The 15,867-nt window shown below is 72.6% G+C and carries 13 protein-coding genes; 6 read left to right on the top strand and 7 right to left on the bottom strand.

The window, feature by feature from the left end; genetic code table 11:
• Positions 1 to 31: 31 nt before the first annotated feature.
• Entirely contained in the window at positions 32 to 772 is a 741-nt protein-coding gene (locus tag HNR76_RS15505) for a hypothetical protein (protein ID WP_162311990.1), read from the bottom strand.
• A 141-nt stretch (positions 773 to 913) separates the two neighbouring features.
• Here HNR76_RS15505 and HNR76_RS15500 point away from each other — a divergent pair, with 141 nt between their 5' ends.
• A complete protein-coding gene (locus HNR76_RS15500; protein ID WP_162311991.1) occupies positions 914 to 1,615 on the top strand; it encodes a winged helix-turn-helix domain-containing protein in 702 nt (233 codons plus the stop codon).
• On the top strand, positions 1,593 to 3,014 hold the full coding sequence (locus HNR76_RS14000) for a HAMP domain-containing sensor histidine kinase (protein ID WP_162311992.1): 1,422 nt from the start codon (positions 1,593 to 1,595) through the stop codon (positions 3,012 to 3,014). The genes HNR76_RS15500 and HNR76_RS14000 overlap by 23 nt, the downstream gene beginning before the upstream one ends.
• 62 nt (positions 3,015 to 3,076) lie before the next feature.
• Here HNR76_RS14000 and HNR76_RS13995 read toward each other — a convergent pair whose 3' ends face one another.
• The 5 genes from HNR76_RS13995 to HNR76_RS13975 are packed head-to-tail and all read right to left on the bottom strand — an operon-like array spanning position 3,077 to position 11,379.
• A complete protein-coding gene (locus HNR76_RS13995; protein WP_162311993.1) occupies positions 3,077 to 3,937 on the bottom strand; it encodes an alpha/beta hydrolase in 861 nt (286 codons plus the stop codon).
• Between the two features lie 56 nt (positions 3,938 to 3,993).
• A complete protein-coding gene (locus tag HNR76_RS13990) occupies positions 3,994 to 5,886 on the bottom strand; it encodes an alpha/beta hydrolase (RefSeq protein WP_162311994.1) in 1,893 nt (630 codons plus the stop codon).
• Positions 5,883 to 7,769 carry an alpha/beta hydrolase-fold protein gene (locus HNR76_RS13985; RefSeq protein ID WP_162311995.1) on the bottom strand — a complete coding sequence of 629 codons (1,887 nt, stop codon included), beginning with the start codon at positions 7,767 to 7,769 and terminating at the stop codon, positions 5,883 to 5,885. The genes HNR76_RS13990 and HNR76_RS13985 overlap by 4 nt, the downstream gene beginning before the upstream one ends.
• Positions 7,770 to 7,801: 32 nt before the next feature.
• The gene (locus tag HNR76_RS13980; RefSeq protein ID WP_162311996.1) at positions 7,802 to 8,386 is read right to left on the bottom strand and encodes a hypothetical protein; all 585 of its coding nucleotides are present in this window, start codon (positions 8,384 to 8,386) and stop codon (positions 7,802 to 7,804) included.
• On the bottom strand, positions 8,383 to 11,379 hold the full coding sequence (locus tag HNR76_RS13975; protein WP_162311997.1) for a TonB-dependent receptor domain-containing protein: 2,997 nt from the start codon (positions 11,377 to 11,379) through the stop codon (positions 8,383 to 8,385). Before HNR76_RS13975 ends, HNR76_RS13980 begins: the two co-directional genes overlap by 4 nt.
• A gap of 232 nt (positions 11,380 to 11,611) precedes the next feature.
• Here HNR76_RS13975 and HNR76_RS15705 point away from each other — a divergent pair, with 232 nt between their 5' ends.
• Entirely contained in the window at positions 11,612 to 12,577 is a 966-nt protein-coding gene (locus HNR76_RS15705; protein ID WP_162311998.1) for a helix-turn-helix transcriptional regulator, read from the top strand.
• A gap of 9 nt (positions 12,578 to 12,586) precedes the next feature.
• On the opposite strand, the gene HNR76_RS13965 is transcribed toward HNR76_RS15705, so the two are convergent.
• Positions 12,587 to 13,180 (bottom strand): helix-turn-helix domain-containing protein, encoded by a 594-nt coding sequence (locus HNR76_RS13965; RefSeq protein ID WP_211373190.1) that lies wholly within the window; start codon positions 13,178 to 13,180, stop codon positions 12,587 to 12,589.
• An 85-nt stretch (positions 13,181 to 13,265) separates the two neighbouring features.
• On the opposite strand from HNR76_RS13965, the gene kbl reads away from it, so the two are divergent.
• From kbl to gcvH, 3 genes are read left to right on the top strand one after another with little or no spacing between them, the layout of a single operon-like run.
• Positions 13,266 to 14,462, top strand: a complete 1,197-nt coding sequence (gene kbl / locus HNR76_RS13960; protein WP_162312000.1) for a glycine C-acetyltransferase — start codon at positions 13,266 to 13,268, stop codon at positions 14,460 to 14,462.
• Positions 14,459 to 15,421, top strand: coding sequence for an NAD-dependent epimerase/dehydratase family protein (locus HNR76_RS13955; protein ID WP_162312001.1), 963 nt, complete (start codon positions 14,459 to 14,461; stop codon positions 15,419 to 15,421). The genes kbl and HNR76_RS13955 overlap by 4 nt, the downstream gene beginning before the upstream one ends.
• Before the next feature lie 44 nt (positions 15,422 to 15,465).
• Positions 15,466 to 15,846, top strand: coding sequence for a glycine cleavage system protein GcvH (gene gcvH / locus HNR76_RS13950; RefSeq protein ID WP_162312002.1), 381 nt, complete (start codon positions 15,466 to 15,468; stop codon positions 15,844 to 15,846).
• Positions 15,847 to 15,867: the final 21 nt, after the last annotated feature.

The following is a 15,867-nucleotide window of genomic DNA, read 5'->3' as shown; positions in this document are numbered from 1 at the left end:
CGCTCGGCACCCGCCGCCGCCCGCGCGCCGCTCAGAACCGGTATTCGTAGGCCAGCTTGAAGGTGGTCGTGGCCTGGCCGCGGCGGTTCTCCACGGTGCGCCCGGCCAGCGCCTGCCACTCCACGTGCGGGCCGAACTTGCGCTTGGCGCCCACGTTGGCGCGCAGGTGCCAGGCCTCCGGCTCGGTGCGCGGCGCATCGGCCACCAGCTCCATGCCGCAGGACCACGCCGGGCCGCCGAAGTATTCCAGCAGCACGCCGGCGCCGAGCTGGTCCTCGTCGCGGCCGAAGGTGCGGCTGGCGCTGACCTCGCCGGTCAGGCGCAGCGCGCCCCGGCGGCGGCTGGCACGCAGCGGCAGTTCCAGCGCATAGGCGCCCTTGCCGATGCCGGCCGCCTCGTCGCCGATGGGCAGGCCGAGCGAAGGCTCGATGGCCAGGGCCGCGTGCGCGTCGTCCTCGTCGCGCATGCGCCATTTCATGCCCACCGACAGGTCGCGCAGGCCGCCGCGGGTCCAGCCATCGGCCCTGGAGACCACGCCGTAGCCGCCGCCCATGGTCAGCTCCAGGCGCTCGCTCAACGGCCCGCCGACGCCGACCTTGGGCAGCACCCAGGTGTCCTTGGACGCGGTGTGCTTGCGCTGCACGTTGCTCTTGAACTTCACGCCCTGGGCGGTGCTGGTGCTGCCGACCTCGTAGGGGCCGGCCGAGGCCGCGCCGGCGCCCGCCAGCAGGACGGCGAGCAGGGACAGGCGGCACGGCGGGAGAAGGGACATCGCGGCACTCCAGAAGGATCGGAAGGGCCACGGTGGCGGTGCGGCGGTTACCGGTCGCTGCCCGCGACATTGCGCATCGGTAATCCGGGCGCGGCGGCGCGCGCGCTATGCTCGCCGGCAACCGCGGACGAGGAATCGGGCGTGCACATCCTGCTGGTCGAGGACGATGCCGAGACCGCCGACTACATCGGCGAGGGCCTGCGCGAGCAGGGCCACCAGGTGAGCCACGCCGCCGACGGCCGCGACGGCCTGTACCTGGCCCTGGGCGCGGCGGCGCCGGACATCGCCGTGGTCGACCGCATGCTGCCCGGCCTGGACGGGCTGTCGCTGGTCAAGGCGCTGCGCAGCGCCGGCTCGCAGGTGCCGGTGCTGTTCCTCACCGCGCTGGGCGGGGTGGACGACCGCGTGCTGGGGCTGAAGGCCGGCGGCGACGACTACCTGGTCAAGCCGTTCTCCTTCGCCGAGCTGTCGGCGCGGGTGGAAGCCCTGGGCCGGCGGCCGCGCGCGCTGGCGCCGCAGACCCGGCTGCAGGTGCACGACCTGGAGATCGACCTGCTGGCGCGCAGCGTGCGCCGCGGCGGGCAGCCGGTGGACCTGCAGCCGCGCGAGTTCCGCCTGCTGGAATACCTGGCCCGCCACGCCGGCCAGGTGGTCACCCGCACGATGCTGCTGGAGCACGTGTGGGACCTGCACTTCGACCCGCAGACCAACGTGGTGGACAGCCACATCAGCCGCCTGCGCGCCAAGATCGACCGCGACCGGCCGATGCCGCTGATCCACACCGTGCGCGGCGCCGGCTACCGGCTGGAGGCGCCGGCCGATGCCGCTGACGATGGCCGCTGACCCGCGCCGCGTCCCGCGCGGGCGCCTGCTGCGCACCAGCAGCTTCCGCCTGACCCTGCTCTATGCCGGGCTGTTCGTCGCCTCGCTGGCGGTGCTGCTGGGCGTGGTCTACCTGGAAGTGCGCGCCTACGCCGTGGAACTGCAGGACGAGATCGTCGGCCGCGAGCTGCACTACCTGCGCCGCGCCGCGCGCGACGGCGGGCCGCACGCGCTGGAGGCGCTGATCGAGCAGCGCCTGCAGCAGCCGCTGATGAAGTCGATGCGTTACCTGCTGCAGGACCGCGACGGCCGCGTGCTGGCCGGCAACGCCCCCGCGCAGGCGCCGGTCGAGGGCCGCTTCTGGTTCCACATGCCCAAGGGCGACAAGCCGCACCAGCAGCGCCGCGTGCGCGCGCACGGCCTGCGCCTGGAGGACGGCCGCTACCTGCTGGTCGGCGAGGCCGGCAAGGCGACCGAGGAGTTCGCCGCCCTGCAGCGGGCACTGGCGCGCGACATGGGCTATGCGCTGCTGGCCGCGCTGGCGCTGGCGCTGGGCGGCGGCGCGCTGATGAGCCACCTGCTGCTGCGCCGGGTCGAGCGGATCGACCGCGACACCCGCGCGATCATGCTCGGCGACCTGTCGCGGCGGCGGCCGGTGGGCGCCGGCGGCGACGAGTTCGACCGCCTCTCGGCCAGCGTCAACGCGATGCTGGAACGGATCCAGGCCCAGGTGGACGCGCTGCGCCAGGTCAGCGACGACATCGCCCACGACCTGCGCACGCCGCTGGGCCGGCTGCGCCAGCAGCTCGAGCGCGGCCAGCGCCTGCGCGACCCGGACGCCCTGCACGCGGTGCTGGAGCGCGCCACCACCGAGGTGGACGCGGCCCTGCGCACCTTCGCCTCGCTGCTGCACATCGCGCAGATCGGCAGCGACCCGCGCCAGGCGCGGCGGCGGCCGCTGGACCTGTCGACGCTGCTGGAGACGCTGGCCGAGGTCTACCAGCCGGCGTTCGAGGCGCGCGGGCAGAGCCTGACGGCGGCGATCGCGCCGGGGCTGGAGGTGGACGGCGACCGCGACCTGCTCGGCCAGCTCTTCGCCAACCTGCTGGAGAACGCGGGCCGCCATTGCCCGGAGGGCGCGCGCATCGCCCTGGACGCGGCGGCCGACGGCGGCGGCGCGTGGGTGACGGTAGCCGACGACGGCCCCGGCATCCCGGAGGCCGAGCGCGAACGGGTGTTCCGTCGCCTGTACCGGCTGGAGCGCAGCCGGACCACGCCCGGCAGCGGCCTGGGGCTGGCCCTGGTGGAGGCGATCGCGCGCATGCACGGCGCGCGCATCGCGCTGGAGGAAAACGCGCCGGGCCTGCGCGTGCGGGTGCGCCTGCCCGGCGCCGCGGCTTCGCCTTCCGCGCGCGGGTGATCGCGCGACGCGCCCGAGCGGATGCAGGCGTCCGGCAGGATCGGACGTCCCCGGCGCCCGGCTCAGTGGCCGGATCCGAGCGCGAACCGCAGGCCCTCGTTGATCGCCGTCGGCAGGACGGACACATGGCCTTCGCCGGCGACCTCCAGGTAACGGTCGCGGATGGGCGGCAGGCGGGTGATCAGGTCGCGCGCATCCAGGACGATGTGGCCCAGTTCCTCGCCCCCGACCACCACCATCAGGCCGACATCGCGCCGCGCCGCGCTCGGCAGGGCGGCGAACCGGTCCAGCTCGGCCAGCACCGACCGCCCGTTCCACCAGATCGAGGGGCTGCCCGCCACGTACTTCTGGAACAGCTCCGGACGCGTGAACATGGTGTGCAGCACGAACAGCCCGCCCAGGGAATGACCGAACAGCGCCTGGCGATGCGGGTCGATCGGATGCAGGCTCTCGACCAGCGGGCGCACCTGCGCGACCAGGAAGTCCAGGAACGCGTCCTGCCCCCCGGTGACCACGCTGCGGTCGAACTTCTCCGGTATGTGCCGAGGATCGGTCGGCGGGGTGTAGTCGCGGAAGCGGGCCGGGCCGTCGAAGGGCGTCCCGACCGGATAGCCGACGGCCACGATCACCGCCGGGCCGAGGGCGGCGCGCTGCAGGCGAACCGTTTCCACCGCGGTGCCGAACACCGAGTTGCCGTCGAGCAGGTAGATCACCGGATATCCGGCCGCCGGCGCTTCGCCCTGGGGGGCCGCGACGAAGATCCGGTAGGCGTGCCCCTGCGCCGACTGGAGGTCGAACTGGCGTGCGTCGGCGATCGTCGCCGCAACGCCTTCCGGCGCCGCGCCCTGGCGCGCCATGACCGGCCCGGCGGCGGCGCATCCCAGCAGGAGGGCGAGTGGCAGGGCAAGGCGGCGAAGGAACATCGGCGGGGTTTCCTCGAGACGAACGGGCGGATGCATGATGCCTGGCGCGAAGGCGGTCACGGGCCGGGGTCGACGGCGCGCAGGGAAGCCGCGCGGCCGACGCTGAACATCAGCGCTTCGGCGACCGCGGCGATGCTGAAGACGTTGTCCTCGCCATGCAGGACGCGCACGCCGGCCTCCGGTGCCCGCGGCGCCCCGGCCCGCAGGCGGCCGACCAGCGCCTGCGCCGCGGCCGGGACCCGGTCGGAGTCGTCCGCCGAACCAGGCGCATCGCGGCCGTTGGGCGCATCGCCCACCATCACCAGCAACCGGCGACCGCGCGCGGCCCTGGCGTGCTCGGCAAGGCCCGGATCGGCAGCGGCCGCCTCGATGGCCTCCGCATCCGGATGCAGCAGCGCCACCGTGCCGAACGCGGACCCGTCGCGGCCCAGTTCGCGCAGCGCGGCGGCGGCGGTGCGGCCATGCGCCAGCAACGACAGGCGCGAGGCATCGACCGGATAGCGCGCGCGCAGGCAGGGCAGCACCGCGCGCCCGATCGCGGCCAGGGCCGCCTCGCCGGGGGCGGCACGGTCCGCATCCAGGGAGCGCACGCCGACCACGATGGCCGGCTCGGTCACCGCTGCGCCTTCCAGCCGGCGCAGGCTGTCGGCATAGATGCCCGGCGATCCCCCCAGGTGGAACACCACCGGATAGCCCGCCTCCGGCGCCTGCAGGCTGTCCGGGAACACCGGCAGGATCACGCTCACCTCGTGGCCGTCCATCTCCCAGCGCTGGCGGGCGGGCATGCGGTAGACGGGGGGGCGGCCGGCAGCGGACGCCGCCCCGGCCGGGCTGGACCGGCCCGCGCCCGTCGGCGGCCGCAGCGCGAAACGCAGCCCTTCGTCGAGCGCGGGCGGCTTCACGCTCAGGTGGGTCTGGTTCTCATAGCGCCGGGACCGCAGTTCCAGCCCCAGGGCGCGCAGCGGCTCCAGCCGCCGCACCATCTGCTCCAGCCCCTCGACCATGCGGTTGCCGGCCAGCCATTCGGCCCGGCCCCATTCGCCGCGGTCCGGAGCGCGCGATTGCTCCAGGTCGCCGACGGTCAGCAGCAGGCGCTTGCCGGCCAGGCGCCCGGCCCAGGCTTCGGCGAAGCGCGCCTGCGCCCGGCCCAGGTACCCGGCGCCGTACCACAGGGAAGGACTGGACGCGACATAGGTGTCGAACATGTACGGGCGGGTGAAGAGCGCATGCAGGGTGAGCAGCCCGCCGAAAGAATGGCCCATCAGGACCTGGCGGTCCGGGTCGATCGCATGCTCGCCGGCGATGGCGGGCTTGAGCCGCCACTCGATGAAGTCCAGGAACTCGTCGGCTCCGCCGCTGGGCGGCCACGGCTGCGCGTTGAACGACTCGCCCAGCAGCGACTCGGGCACGGCCGGGGTGTAGTCGAAGGTGCGCTCGACCAGGGTGCCGCGCAGCGCCTCGGCCGAATACGGCTGCGCGTAGTCGTAGCCCAGCGCCACCACCACCGGCAGCTCGGTGCCCGGATAGTGCTCCGCCAGCGCAAGGGCCAGGTCGCGCACCAGCATGAAGGTGGTCTCGCCGTCGAGCACGTAGATCACCGGGCGGCCGTGCGCCGGTGCCGGACCCGGCGGGGCCCAGACGTACACACGGTGGCGGCGTCCGTTGTCGGCCTGCATCACCCGGACCTCGGTTCCCTCCACGGGGACGCTGTATTCGCTCCAGGAGGCGGGGGAAGCGGCGGCGGCGCACGCCGCGTCGGGTACGCTGGAGGCGGCGGTGGTCTCGGCCGCGCGGGCATGCGCGGGCAGCCACGCCAATGCGCCGAGCAGGAGCGCCGGCGCGGCGCGGCGCACGGCCCGGGCGAGGGTCGCGTCCCGGGCGGCCGCGAGACGGGTCGGACGGGCCGGAAAGAAGGCGCCGGCGCGCGCGCAAAAGCGGGATGGCGTCATGGGGCCGGAGCCTCGTAGGCGTTGATCGCGTCCATGCGGGTCTTCTCCTCGTGCAGCAGCCGGTGCTCGTAGAACCACAGGGCCGCATCCAGGTTGAACTTGAAGCGGCGCACCCAGGCGTCCTGCCGCGGCTTGGGCAGCGCCCGCAACCGCATGCGCAGATCGAAGCGCTGCTGTGGCGTCAGCGCGACATAGGCGTCGGCATCGGGTACCGGCAGCCCGGTGTCCTCCGCGAACACCGGCATGCGCGCCGGACGCGCCGTATCCGCCAGCCCGAAGGCGGTATCGAGGGCGGCCGCCACGGCCTGGACCGGTGCCTCGCCCAGGGCCAGGCCCGGCGCCTGCACGCCCTCGATGGCCTCCAGGGACTGGCGCAGGCGCGCGGACAGCGGATCGGCGATGTCTTCCTGGAGGAGGACCACCCGCGCCGCGCGGCCCTGCACCGCCAGCTTCGGGCCGATCCGGCCGATCACGTTGGGGCTGAGGACGAAGCCGCCGCGCCAGTCCAGTTCCGGCGCCACCGCCACCACCGCGGCGAAGGTCTCCGGTGCGTTCGCCACCGCATACAGCGCGAACAGTCCTGCCCGGGCGCTGCCGACCAGGACCCGGTCTTCGCCACCCGGGCCACGGCTGCCGGCGATTTCCGGCACCACCTGGGCGTGCAGCAGTTTCAGCAGGTCCTCGGCGCCGGCCCGGTTTTCCGGGTCGCCGTCGGGCGTGGGCGTGAACGCGCGCGGCTGCAACGGCCGGCCGTCGCCCTGGCGCAAGCCGACCACCGCCGTGGGCACCGCCGATCCGCGCGCCTGGCGCAGCGCCGCCTGGAGGACCTCGCCGTCCTCCAGCACGTAGATCGTCCGCCGCACTTGCTCGGCGGCCACGCCGGCCGGCCGATACTCGCGCACCCGGTAGCCCCGGCCGTCGGCCGCCCCGACCAGGCTGCGCTCGCGGCCGACCAGCGCATCGGCCTTGCCGTCATCCGCCAGCAGGGCCAGGGCATGGTCGATGTCGTCCCGCGACGGCGCCAGGAAGCGCCGGACCAGGCGATTGATGGCGACCGGCGCCGCCGACAGGTGGTCCTCGTCCTCCAGCAGCGCCACCTGCACCGGCGCGCCCGCCGCCGTCGCGCCGGCCAGGATCCGCTCCAGGCCGCGCGCGCCGGCCACCATCGACTCCAGTTCGGCGGCCCCGGTGGCCACCAGCAAGGGCTGCTTGCGCCCGGCCGCATCGGCGCTGCCGGCGAACCGGCGGGCCCAGTCCAGGGCGACCTCCTCGTTCCACCAGGTCGAGGGACTGGCCGAGACCACCCCGTCGAAGGCGGCGGGATGGTTGAACCAGGCATGCAAGGCGAACAGGCCGCCGAGCGAGTGCCCGAAGAGGATCTCCTTGTCCTGGTCGGTCGCGTAGCGCGAATTGATCAGCGGCTTCAGTTCGTCCACCAGGAAGGCCATGAACGTGTCCGCGCCCCCGGTGGCGGCCCACCCGGCCGGATTGGGCGTGCGCAACGGCACGTCCGGGGTGAAGTCCGGGGTCCGCCTGGGACTGTTGATATAGGCGTCGCCCGGATAGCCCACCCCGACCACGAGGGCCGGCAGCACACCGGTCTTGTCCGGACGCTTGCCGCCGCGCACCCGGACCTGCTGGGCGGCGTGGGCGAACCAGGCATTGCCGTCGAGCACGTACACCACCGGCCAGCCGGAAGGCGGGGCCGGCGCGGCCGGCTCGGACACGAAGATCCGGTATTCCAGGCCGGCGCGGGAATGCAGCCCGAACGCGTGCGTGCCCGGCAGTTGCACCGGCGTATCCGGGGGAGGTGGGGGCGCCGCGGGCGCCACGGCAGACGACAGGGCCGCCAGAAGAATGGCCAGGCTGAGTGCGCGTTTCATTCGGGTCTCCGGCATAGCGGGAACAGGGAGTCTCAAGGCGCTGCCGGGCACAGAACCGGGCCGTAGCGCGCGTCCTCGCGCGCGGCCTCCTCGGCCAGCGCCCGCTGCAGCCATGGCGCCAGCGTCGAGAGCTCGGCCGCCAGGCGGGCCTCGTATCCCTGGCGTTCCTGGGGCGGCAGCGCGCGGGCGCGCAGGCGGAAGTGGTAGCGCTGGTGGGGCACCCGCTCCAGGTACTGGCGCGCGCTCAGTTCCGGCGGCGGCGGCAACGCTTCCTGGCCCATCCGCCCGGCCGCGCAATCGACCGCGACGCGCTCGTTGCTGAGCGCCTCGTACAGCCAGTCCGGCAGGCTCCGGACCTGCTCCATCAACGCGCGATCGAACGCGCGGCGCGGCGCCTGCGGCAGCAGGCGCACGCGTTCGCGCAGTTCATGGCGCTGCTCGGGCGACATGGCCACGTATTCCCAGGCATCGGGCACCCGCGGCGGCGCGGCTTCCGCCGACAGGCGCGGGGCCGGGAGCAGGAGCGTCGCCACCAGCAGCGCGGCGGCGGCCGCTCCCCGGTGCCCGCCCGCCCGCCGGCACGGGGCGCGGGTGGAACGGGCGATGCCCCGGCTCACCACCGCTTGCTCAGGGTCAGGTTCACGGTGCGGCCGATCACCGTGGCATTGGCCGCGTCGTACGGGTCCGGGATGGCGTCGGAGGCGGCGGTTCCGCCGTTGACGAATGGCGGGGCCTTGTCCGCCAGGTTGGTGGCGGCCAAGCCCATGCGCAGGCCGTCGAACATGCCGCCGAAGCGGGACAGGTCGTAATCCATGTTCAGGTCGAACGTGGTCCAGGAACCGATCTTCACCGGCGCGGCGGCCAGCACCGGCATCCCGTTCGCGCCGGCCACGTAGCAGCCCACCCGGCATTCGTAGTCGTCCACGTAGTGGGCGGTCAGGGCCGCGGAGAATTCACCCTTGCTCCAGCGCACGCCCTGCTGGCTGCGCAGCTTCACCGGATTGCCCAGCGAGCTGTAGCTGCCGAGCTGGTCGACGTAGTCGTCGGCCGGCGAGCCCTTGACCTCGTACGAGCGCAGCGAGGTGCCGCGGCCGAACAGGTCCAGCACGCTGCCGTCGGCCAGGTCGAAGCCGTAGCCGACCGAGAAGTCCACGCCGTCCATGCGCAGCGTGGCCAGGTTGCTCTGCGTGGCGTAGATGATCATGGCCACGTCCGAAGGCGCCTGCTGCGGTCCGACGCCGACCTGCCCGATGAAGCGCGGGTCGTCGAACAGGCCCTGGACCTCGGCCAGGTCCGGGTTGGGCCGCAGGCTGCCCATGTACGGCGTGGTGCCGGTGGCGAAGTATTCGTCCAGGATGCCCGGCAGGGTGCCGCCCTGGATGCGGACGATGCGATCCTCGACGCTGAGCCTGAAGTAGCCGGCCCCCACCTTCAGGCCCGGCGCCCAGGCCGGCGAGTAGTCGAAGCCCAGGGTCCAGGTCCTGGACTCCTCCGGACGCAGTTCCGGACCGGCGCCGCCGGACACCACCAAGGCGGTGAACGAGCAGTTGCCGCCGCCGCCGGGCGTGCCGACGATCCCGTTGAGCGGCACCCGGGCGGTGTCGCAGGGGGCCATGCGGGCCACCGTCTGCACGCTGGCCGCGTTGCCGCCGCCCACCGGCTGCGCACCGGTGTACATGAAGCGCATCGGCGGGGCATGGAACGAGGTGCCCCAACTGCCGCGCAGGGTCAGGGCGTCGGTCGGCTTGAGGTGGATGCCCAGCTTGGGGTTGGTGGTCTCGTATTCGCCCAGGCCGGTGTAGCGCTCGTGCCGCGCGGCCAGGGAAAGCTCCAGTTCGCGCAGCCACGGCAGGGCGTTGCCCTTGCCTACCACGGGGATGGCCGCTTCGGCGTAGGTGGCCAGCACGTTGCGCGCGGTCGCTCCGTAGGGCACGTGGGTATCGCGGGTGCCGCGGGTGTTGAAATCCAGATGGCCGCTCATGAACTCGCGGCGCCAGTCCACGCCCAGCGCCAGCCGCAGGGCGCCGCCGGGCAGCTCGGCCACGGTGCCGTCGGCCTTGGCGCTGGCCTGCACCAGCCAGGAATCGAAGTCCACGTTCTCGTAGCCGATCAACTGGTCCACCACCTCGCGCGGAAGCGGCTCGGTGGAGTACGGGTTGAATGCCGTGTAGCCCAGCGCGGCGCAGTACCGCTGCGCGGGGGTGCCTCCGCCGGGCAGGGCGGCCACGCTCTCGGGGGTGAGGCCCATCAAGGCGCAGGCGGTGGCGCTGGGCGCCTGCGCCGGCGCGCCCGCCCCGGGGATGAAGTCGTAGTAGTTGAGGTTGCGCTGGGCATGGCCGTCGCGGCTCTGGTCCTCGCGGCTGTAGGTGACGGCCGCCTCCCCTCGCCAGTCGCGGGGAAGGTCGAAGGACACGCCCAGGTCCAGCCCCAGGCTGTCCACCTTGCCGATGCGCTTGAACCCGAGGTCGTCGACGACCACGCCGAAGTTGTTGGTCGATCCGGGGATGTGGAACGCACTGGTGGACGGCACGTTGCCGTACAGCATCAGGTAGCCGGTGTTGTAGTCGTTCTCGCGGCGGGTGTAGCGCAGGTCGCCGAACAGCCGGGCCGAATCGCCCAGGGACTGCTCGAAGGAGGCGAACAGGCTGTGGCGCCTGGACTCGGGCAGGATGTCGAGGTTGCTCCACGGGTCGAAGGTGTTGCCCACGCCATCGGCCACCGGGACCAGGTCGTTCGTCGTCAGGCCCACCCCGTTGCCGCCGGGCACGGTCCAGCGGACCGTCCCGTTGCCGGCGGCGCCGCCGGCGAAGATGTTGGCCGTCGGCGAGACCCGGTTGTTGGCCCGCTGCCAGTTGGAGCCGCCGCGGTCGGTGAAGTCGCCGCCGTTGAAGATCTTCCGGTCGGAGGAGCGCACCCGGTTCTGTTGATGATGCTCCACGCCCAGGAACAGGCCGCCGCCTTGCCAGGACGTGCCCCAGGTCTGGCTCAGTTGTACCTGCTCGCCGCCGCCCTGGGTGGTGGTGCCGACCTTGAGGACGGTATCGGCGGTGCCGTCGCCGGAACGCTTGAGGATGACATTGACCACGCCGCCCACCGCGTCGGAGCCGTACACGGCCGAGGCGCCGTCCAGCAGCACCTCCATGTGCGAGATCGCCGCCAGCGGAATGTTGGACAGGTCCACGAAGTCGCCGAACTGGCCGGAGGCGGCCACCCGGCGGCCATTGACCAGCACCAGGGTCGACAGCGCGCCCAGGCCGCGCAGGTTCACGCCCTGGCCGCCGGTCAGGTTGCTGCCGGCCGAGCTGGCGTCCTGCGCGCCCTGGATGTTGTCGGACGTGGCCACGCCGCCGGCGAAGTTGGCCGGCAGTTCGCGCAGGAAGTCGCCCAGGGTGGCCCGGCCCGAGGCGCGCAATTGTTCGGACTCGATGGTCAGAACCGTATTGCCCACCGGCTTGGCGCCCCGGATGTTGGTGCCGGTCACCACCACCGTGTCCAGGGTCCGGGGCTGCGCCCCGTCCACTTCCTGCGCCTGCAACGCGCCGGAGATGGCCAACGCGAGCCATGTGACCGCCATGCCGCGCCCCTTGATTCCCGTCGAAGCCTTGCTCATCCGCACTGTCCCCTCATGCATCCGAAACTGGTGACTGGAAGGGTCGAGACGGCCGGCCATTGAACGGCACGGCCTCCCGGCCCACGATCGACCTTGACTTGGCCCCGGGCCCTCGCTATTGAAGACCCGAATTTCGAAATTCCAGTATTCCAGGTTGCCCTCCATGAAAACTGTGCCGGCGACAGAAAAATCTTTGCTGGAACATCAATCCGGGGCGGCCGCCGCGCCCAGGGTGTTCACTTACGCCGACCTGGCCCATGGCATCGACCTGGTCGGCGACGTCTTCCGCTTCAGCAAGCGCCTGGACGATGCCGAGCCGCTGCTGGAAGGGCACATGTTCTTCCTGAAGGAGTTGCAGCCCGGGCTGGTGCTGCATTGCGCCCAGGTGCGCGACCTGAAGGACCTGGACACCCAGGTCATGCAGCACCCGGGGATCAAGCTCAGCATGCTGGTGGGCGGCGCCTCGCAGTTCTCCTTCGGCACCCGGCGCTACCACCTGGGACCGCAGGCCCGGCCCGGCGCGCGCAACCGCGGCGCGCTGGTGTCGCTGGCCGAGCCGGACATGTTCCATCGCCAATGGCGGAACGGCCGCGAGGAAAGGAAGGTCTCCATCACCCTCAAGCGGGAGTGGCTGGAGGCCGGGGGTTTCGACTGCCTGGAGGAGTACCGGGGGCTGGAGCGTTTCAAGCGCCAGCACCTGTCCGAACACGAGTGGATCCCCTCGCCCCGGGTGCTCGCCGCCGCCGAGCGGATCCTCGCTCCTCCCCCGATGGTGCCCGCCCTGCAGGCGCTGTGGATGCAGTCCCACTGCCTGGAGATCGTGGTCGAGGCCTTGGGGATGATCGCCGGCACCCGGCCGCCGCCACGCCAGAACCCGCGCGAGCGCCAGCGGATGGATCGCCTGGTCGAGCTGCTCGACAGCCGCGTGGCCGACGACTGGTCGCTGCAGCGCATCGCCCGCCACGTGGGCAGCAATCCGACCAGCCTGCAGCGCGCCTTCCGCGGCCATGCCGGCACCACGATCTTCGAATACCAGCGCCAGCGTCGGCTGCACCTGGCGCATGCCGCCCTGAGCCGGGACAGGGTCGACGTGGAGCGGGCCGCGGCGATCGCCGGGTACACCAGCGCGGCCAACTTCGCCACCGCGTTCAAGCGCCTGTTCGGCGTCACCCCGCGCCAGGCGCGGCACGGCTACTGAGCGTAGCGCTCAGCCCCGCCCGTAGGCGACCACCAGCATGGCCGTGGCGTGCGACTTGGCGCCGTTGCGGATCGCGTGGGGCACGTCCACCGCATAGCGCACGGTCTCGCCCTGCCGCGCGCGCGCGCGCTCCCCGCCGGATTCCACCTCCAGGCTGCCCGACAGCACGGTCAGGTGCTCGCGCGCTCCCGGCTCGTGCGGCTGCGACTCCAGGACGCCGCCCGGCTGGACGTGCAGCTCGTACCACTCGTACTGCCCGGCCAGATCGATCGGGCCGAGGATGCGCAGCTCGCAGCGCCCGTCCGGGCTCCTGAGGGTGGGAGTGGCGTGGGCCGGCAGCACGCTGAGCGACGGCTCGGCGGGGCGTCCGCCGTCCAGCAGCTCGCCGATGGACACGCCCAGCGCATTGGCCAGCCTCCATACCACCGCGACCGTGGGGTTGGTCTGGTTGCGCTCGATCTGGGAAAGCATCGACTTGGACACCCCGGCCCTGCGCGAAAGCTCGTCCAGGGACAGGCCCCGGGCCCGCCGCAGGGACTGCAGGGTGGCGCCGACGCACGGCGGTTCGCCGGCCGGGCTGTTGACCGCTGCGATCTTATTCACGATACTGGACCTTAGTTCGATATATCGAACACAATTCGATGTGACGCACGGCAAGCCTGCCACAGATCCCCCCGGCCGGACCACCATGAGCGCAGCCTTCTTCCAGCACCTCCAGGAACAACTGCAGGGCATCCACGACGCCGGGCTGTACAAGTCCGAGCGGATCATCGTCGGCACCCAGGACGCCACCGTGCGGCTGGCGGACGGGCGCGAGGTGATCAACCTGTGCGCCAACAACTACCTGGGCCTGGCCAACCACCCGGCCGTGGTCGAGGCGGCCGCCTCGGCGCTGCGCACCCACGGCTACGGCATGGGCTCGGTCCGCTTCATCTGCGGCACCCAGGACCTGCACAAGCAGTTGGAAGCGCGCCTGTCGGCATTCCTGGGGACCGAGGACACGATCCTCTACGCCGCCGCGTTCGACGCCAACGCGGGCCTGTTCGAACCGCTGCTGGCCGAGCAGGACGCGGTCATCAGCGACGAGCTCAACCACGCCTCGATCATCGACGGCATCCGCCTGTGCAAGGCGCGCCGCTACCGCTACCGGCACGACGACATGGAGGACCTGGAGCGCTGCCTGGCCCGGGCCCGCGCCGACGGCGCGCGCTTCGGCCTGGTGTTCACCGATGGCGTGTTCTCCATGGACGGCACCGTCGCCCGCCTGGAGCGGATGCGCGCCCTGTGCGATGCCTACGGCGCGCTGCTGGGCATCGACGAGTGCCATGCCACCGGCGTGCTCGGCGCCCGTGGCCGCGGCACCCACGAGCACGGCGGCCTGTTCGGCCAGGTCGACATCATCACCGGCACCCTCGGCAAGGCGCTGGGCGGCGCCTCCGGCGGCTTCACCAGTGGCCGCCGCGAGGTCATCGAACTGCTGCGCCAGCGCTCGCGCCCCTACCTGTTCTCCAATACCGTCGCCCCCTCCATCGTCGCCGGCTCGATCGCCGCGCTGGACCTGCTGGAGGCCTCGACCGGGCTGCGCGACCGGCTGGAGCGCAACACCCGCTGGTTCCGCCGGGCCATCGCCGAGGCCGGCTTCGATATCCGCCCGGGCGAACATCCGATCGTGCCGATCCTGGTCCAGGAGGCCGGACTGGCCCAGTCGCTCTCGGCGCGCCTGCTGGAACTGGGCGTGTACGCCGTGGGCTTCTTCCATCCGGTCGTGCCCCGGGGCCAGGCCCGCATCCGCGTGCAGATGAGCGCGGCCCACGACATCCACCACCTGCAGGCGGCGGTGGATGCGTTCGTGCGGGCCGGCCACGAACTGGGGCTGCTGCCATGACCCGCATCCTCATCACCGGCGCCAACGGCCAGATCGGCACCGAGCTGGCCGACGCCCTGGCGCGGCGCCACGGCGCCGACGCCGTGATCACCAGCGACCTGGCCCCGCGGGGCCGGGGGCCTGGGCGGGTCCACGAGGTCCTGGACGTCACCGATGCGCAGGCGCTGCGCCGGATCGTCGAGCGCCACCGCATCACCCGCATCTACCAACTGGCCGCCGCGCTGTCGGCCACCGGCGAGACGAAGCCGATGTGGGCCTGGAACCTCAACATGGCCGGACTGCTCAACGTGCTCGAGGTCGCGCGGACGCATGCCCTAGAGCGGGTGTTCTGGCCCAGCTCGATCGCCGCCTTCGGCCCGTCCACGCCGCAGGACCGGACCCCGCAGCGGACGGTGATGGAGCCCGGCACCGTCTATGGCATCTCCAAGCTGGCCGGCGAGGGCTGGTGCCGCTGGTACCACGCCAACCACGGCGTGGACGTGCGCAGCCTGCGCTACCCGGGGCTGGTCAGTTGGAAGACCCCGCCCGGCGGGGGCACCACCGACTACGCGGTGGAGGTCTTCCACGCCGCGCTGCGCGACCGGCACTACACCTGCTTCCTGGAAGCGGACCAGGCGCTGCCGATGATGTACATGCCCGATGCGCTGCGGGCCACGATCGAGCTGATGGAAGCTCCGGCCGAGGCGATCGCCGAGCGCGGCAGCTACAACCTGGCCGGGATCAGCTTCACGCCCGCGCAGATCGCCGCGGCCATCGCCGAGCGCGTGCCCGGCTTCCGGATCGACTACGCGCCGGACTTCCGCCAGGCGATCGCGCGCACCTGGCCGCGCTCGCTGGACGATTCGCAGGCCCGGGCCGACTGGGGCTGGGCACCGCGCTACGACCTGGACGCCATGGTCGGGGACATGCTCGCCCATCTGGCCGCGCCGCGCGAAGGGCCGGCCGGCGCCGCGGCCTGAGTTCCTTCGTACCACGCCCCCGCTATCCCGGAACGGACACACCGATGAGCGAACTGCACTACACCCGCGAACACGAATGGCTCCGCCTGGAAGACGACGGCCTGCTGACCGTCGGCATCACCCCGTATGCGGCGCAGGCATTGGGCGACGTGGTCTACGTGCAGTTGCCCGGGCCCGGCCGCTACGCGCATGGGGCGGAGGTGGCGGTGGTGGAGTCGGTGAAGGCCGCCGGCAACGTCCTCATGCCGCTGGACGGCGAGGTGGTGGAGGTCAACGCGGCCCTGGACGGGCGGCCCGGCCTGCTCAACGAGGACGCGCTGGGCGAGGGCTGGTGCTTCCGCATCCGCGCCGACGACGCCGGACCGTGGGCGTCCCTGCTGGACGCGGCCGCCTACGCGCGGATGCTCCAGGGCCTCGGCGCCTGACCGCGCGACATCCCCCTGCCC

The sequence above is a fragment of the Pseudoxanthomonas broegbernensis genome, from assembly GCF_014202435.1.
Taxonomy (GTDB): domain Bacteria; phylum Pseudomonadota; class Gammaproteobacteria; order Xanthomonadales; family Xanthomonadaceae; genus Pseudoxanthomonas; species Pseudoxanthomonas broegbernensis.
Note: the sequence above shows the minus strand (reverse complement) of the source record. Positions and strands in the feature narration are given on the sequence as shown.

Bases quoted from the DNA above. Each gene is read 5' to 3' on its own strand.
- HNR76_RS15505 (WP_162311990.1), bottom strand. From the start codon at position 772: ATGTCCCTTCTCCCGCCGTGCCGCCTGTCCCTGCTCGCCGTCCTGCTG.
- HNR76_RS14000 (WP_162311992.1), top strand. From the start codon at position 1,593: ATGCCGCTGACGATGGCCGCTGACCCGCGCCGCGTCCCGCGCGGGCGC.
- HNR76_RS13995 (WP_162311993.1), bottom strand. From the start codon at position 3,937: ATGTTCCTTCGCCGCCTTGCCCTGCCACTCGCCCTCCTGCTGGGATGC.
- HNR76_RS13990 (WP_162311994.1), bottom strand. From the start codon at position 5,886: ATGACGCCATCCCGCTTTTGCGCGCGCGCCGGCGCCTTCTTTCCGGCC.
- HNR76_RS13985 (WP_162311995.1), bottom strand. From the start codon at position 7,769: ATGAAACGCGCACTCAGCCTGGCCATTCTTCTGGCGGCCCTGTCGTCT.
- HNR76_RS13975 (WP_162311997.1), bottom strand. From the start codon at position 11,379: ATGAGCAAGGCTTCGACGGGAATCAAGGGGCGCGGCATGGCGGTCACA.
- kbl (WP_162312000.1), top strand. From the start codon at position 13,266: ATGAGCGCAGCCTTCTTCCAGCACCTCCAGGAACAACTGCAGGGCATC.
- HNR76_RS13955 (WP_162312001.1), top strand. From the start codon at position 14,459: ATGACCCGCATCCTCATCACCGGCGCCAACGGCCAGATCGGCACCGAG.
- gcvH (WP_162312002.1), top strand. From the start codon at position 15,466: ATGAGCGAACTGCACTACACCCGCGAACACGAATGGCTCCGCCTGGAA.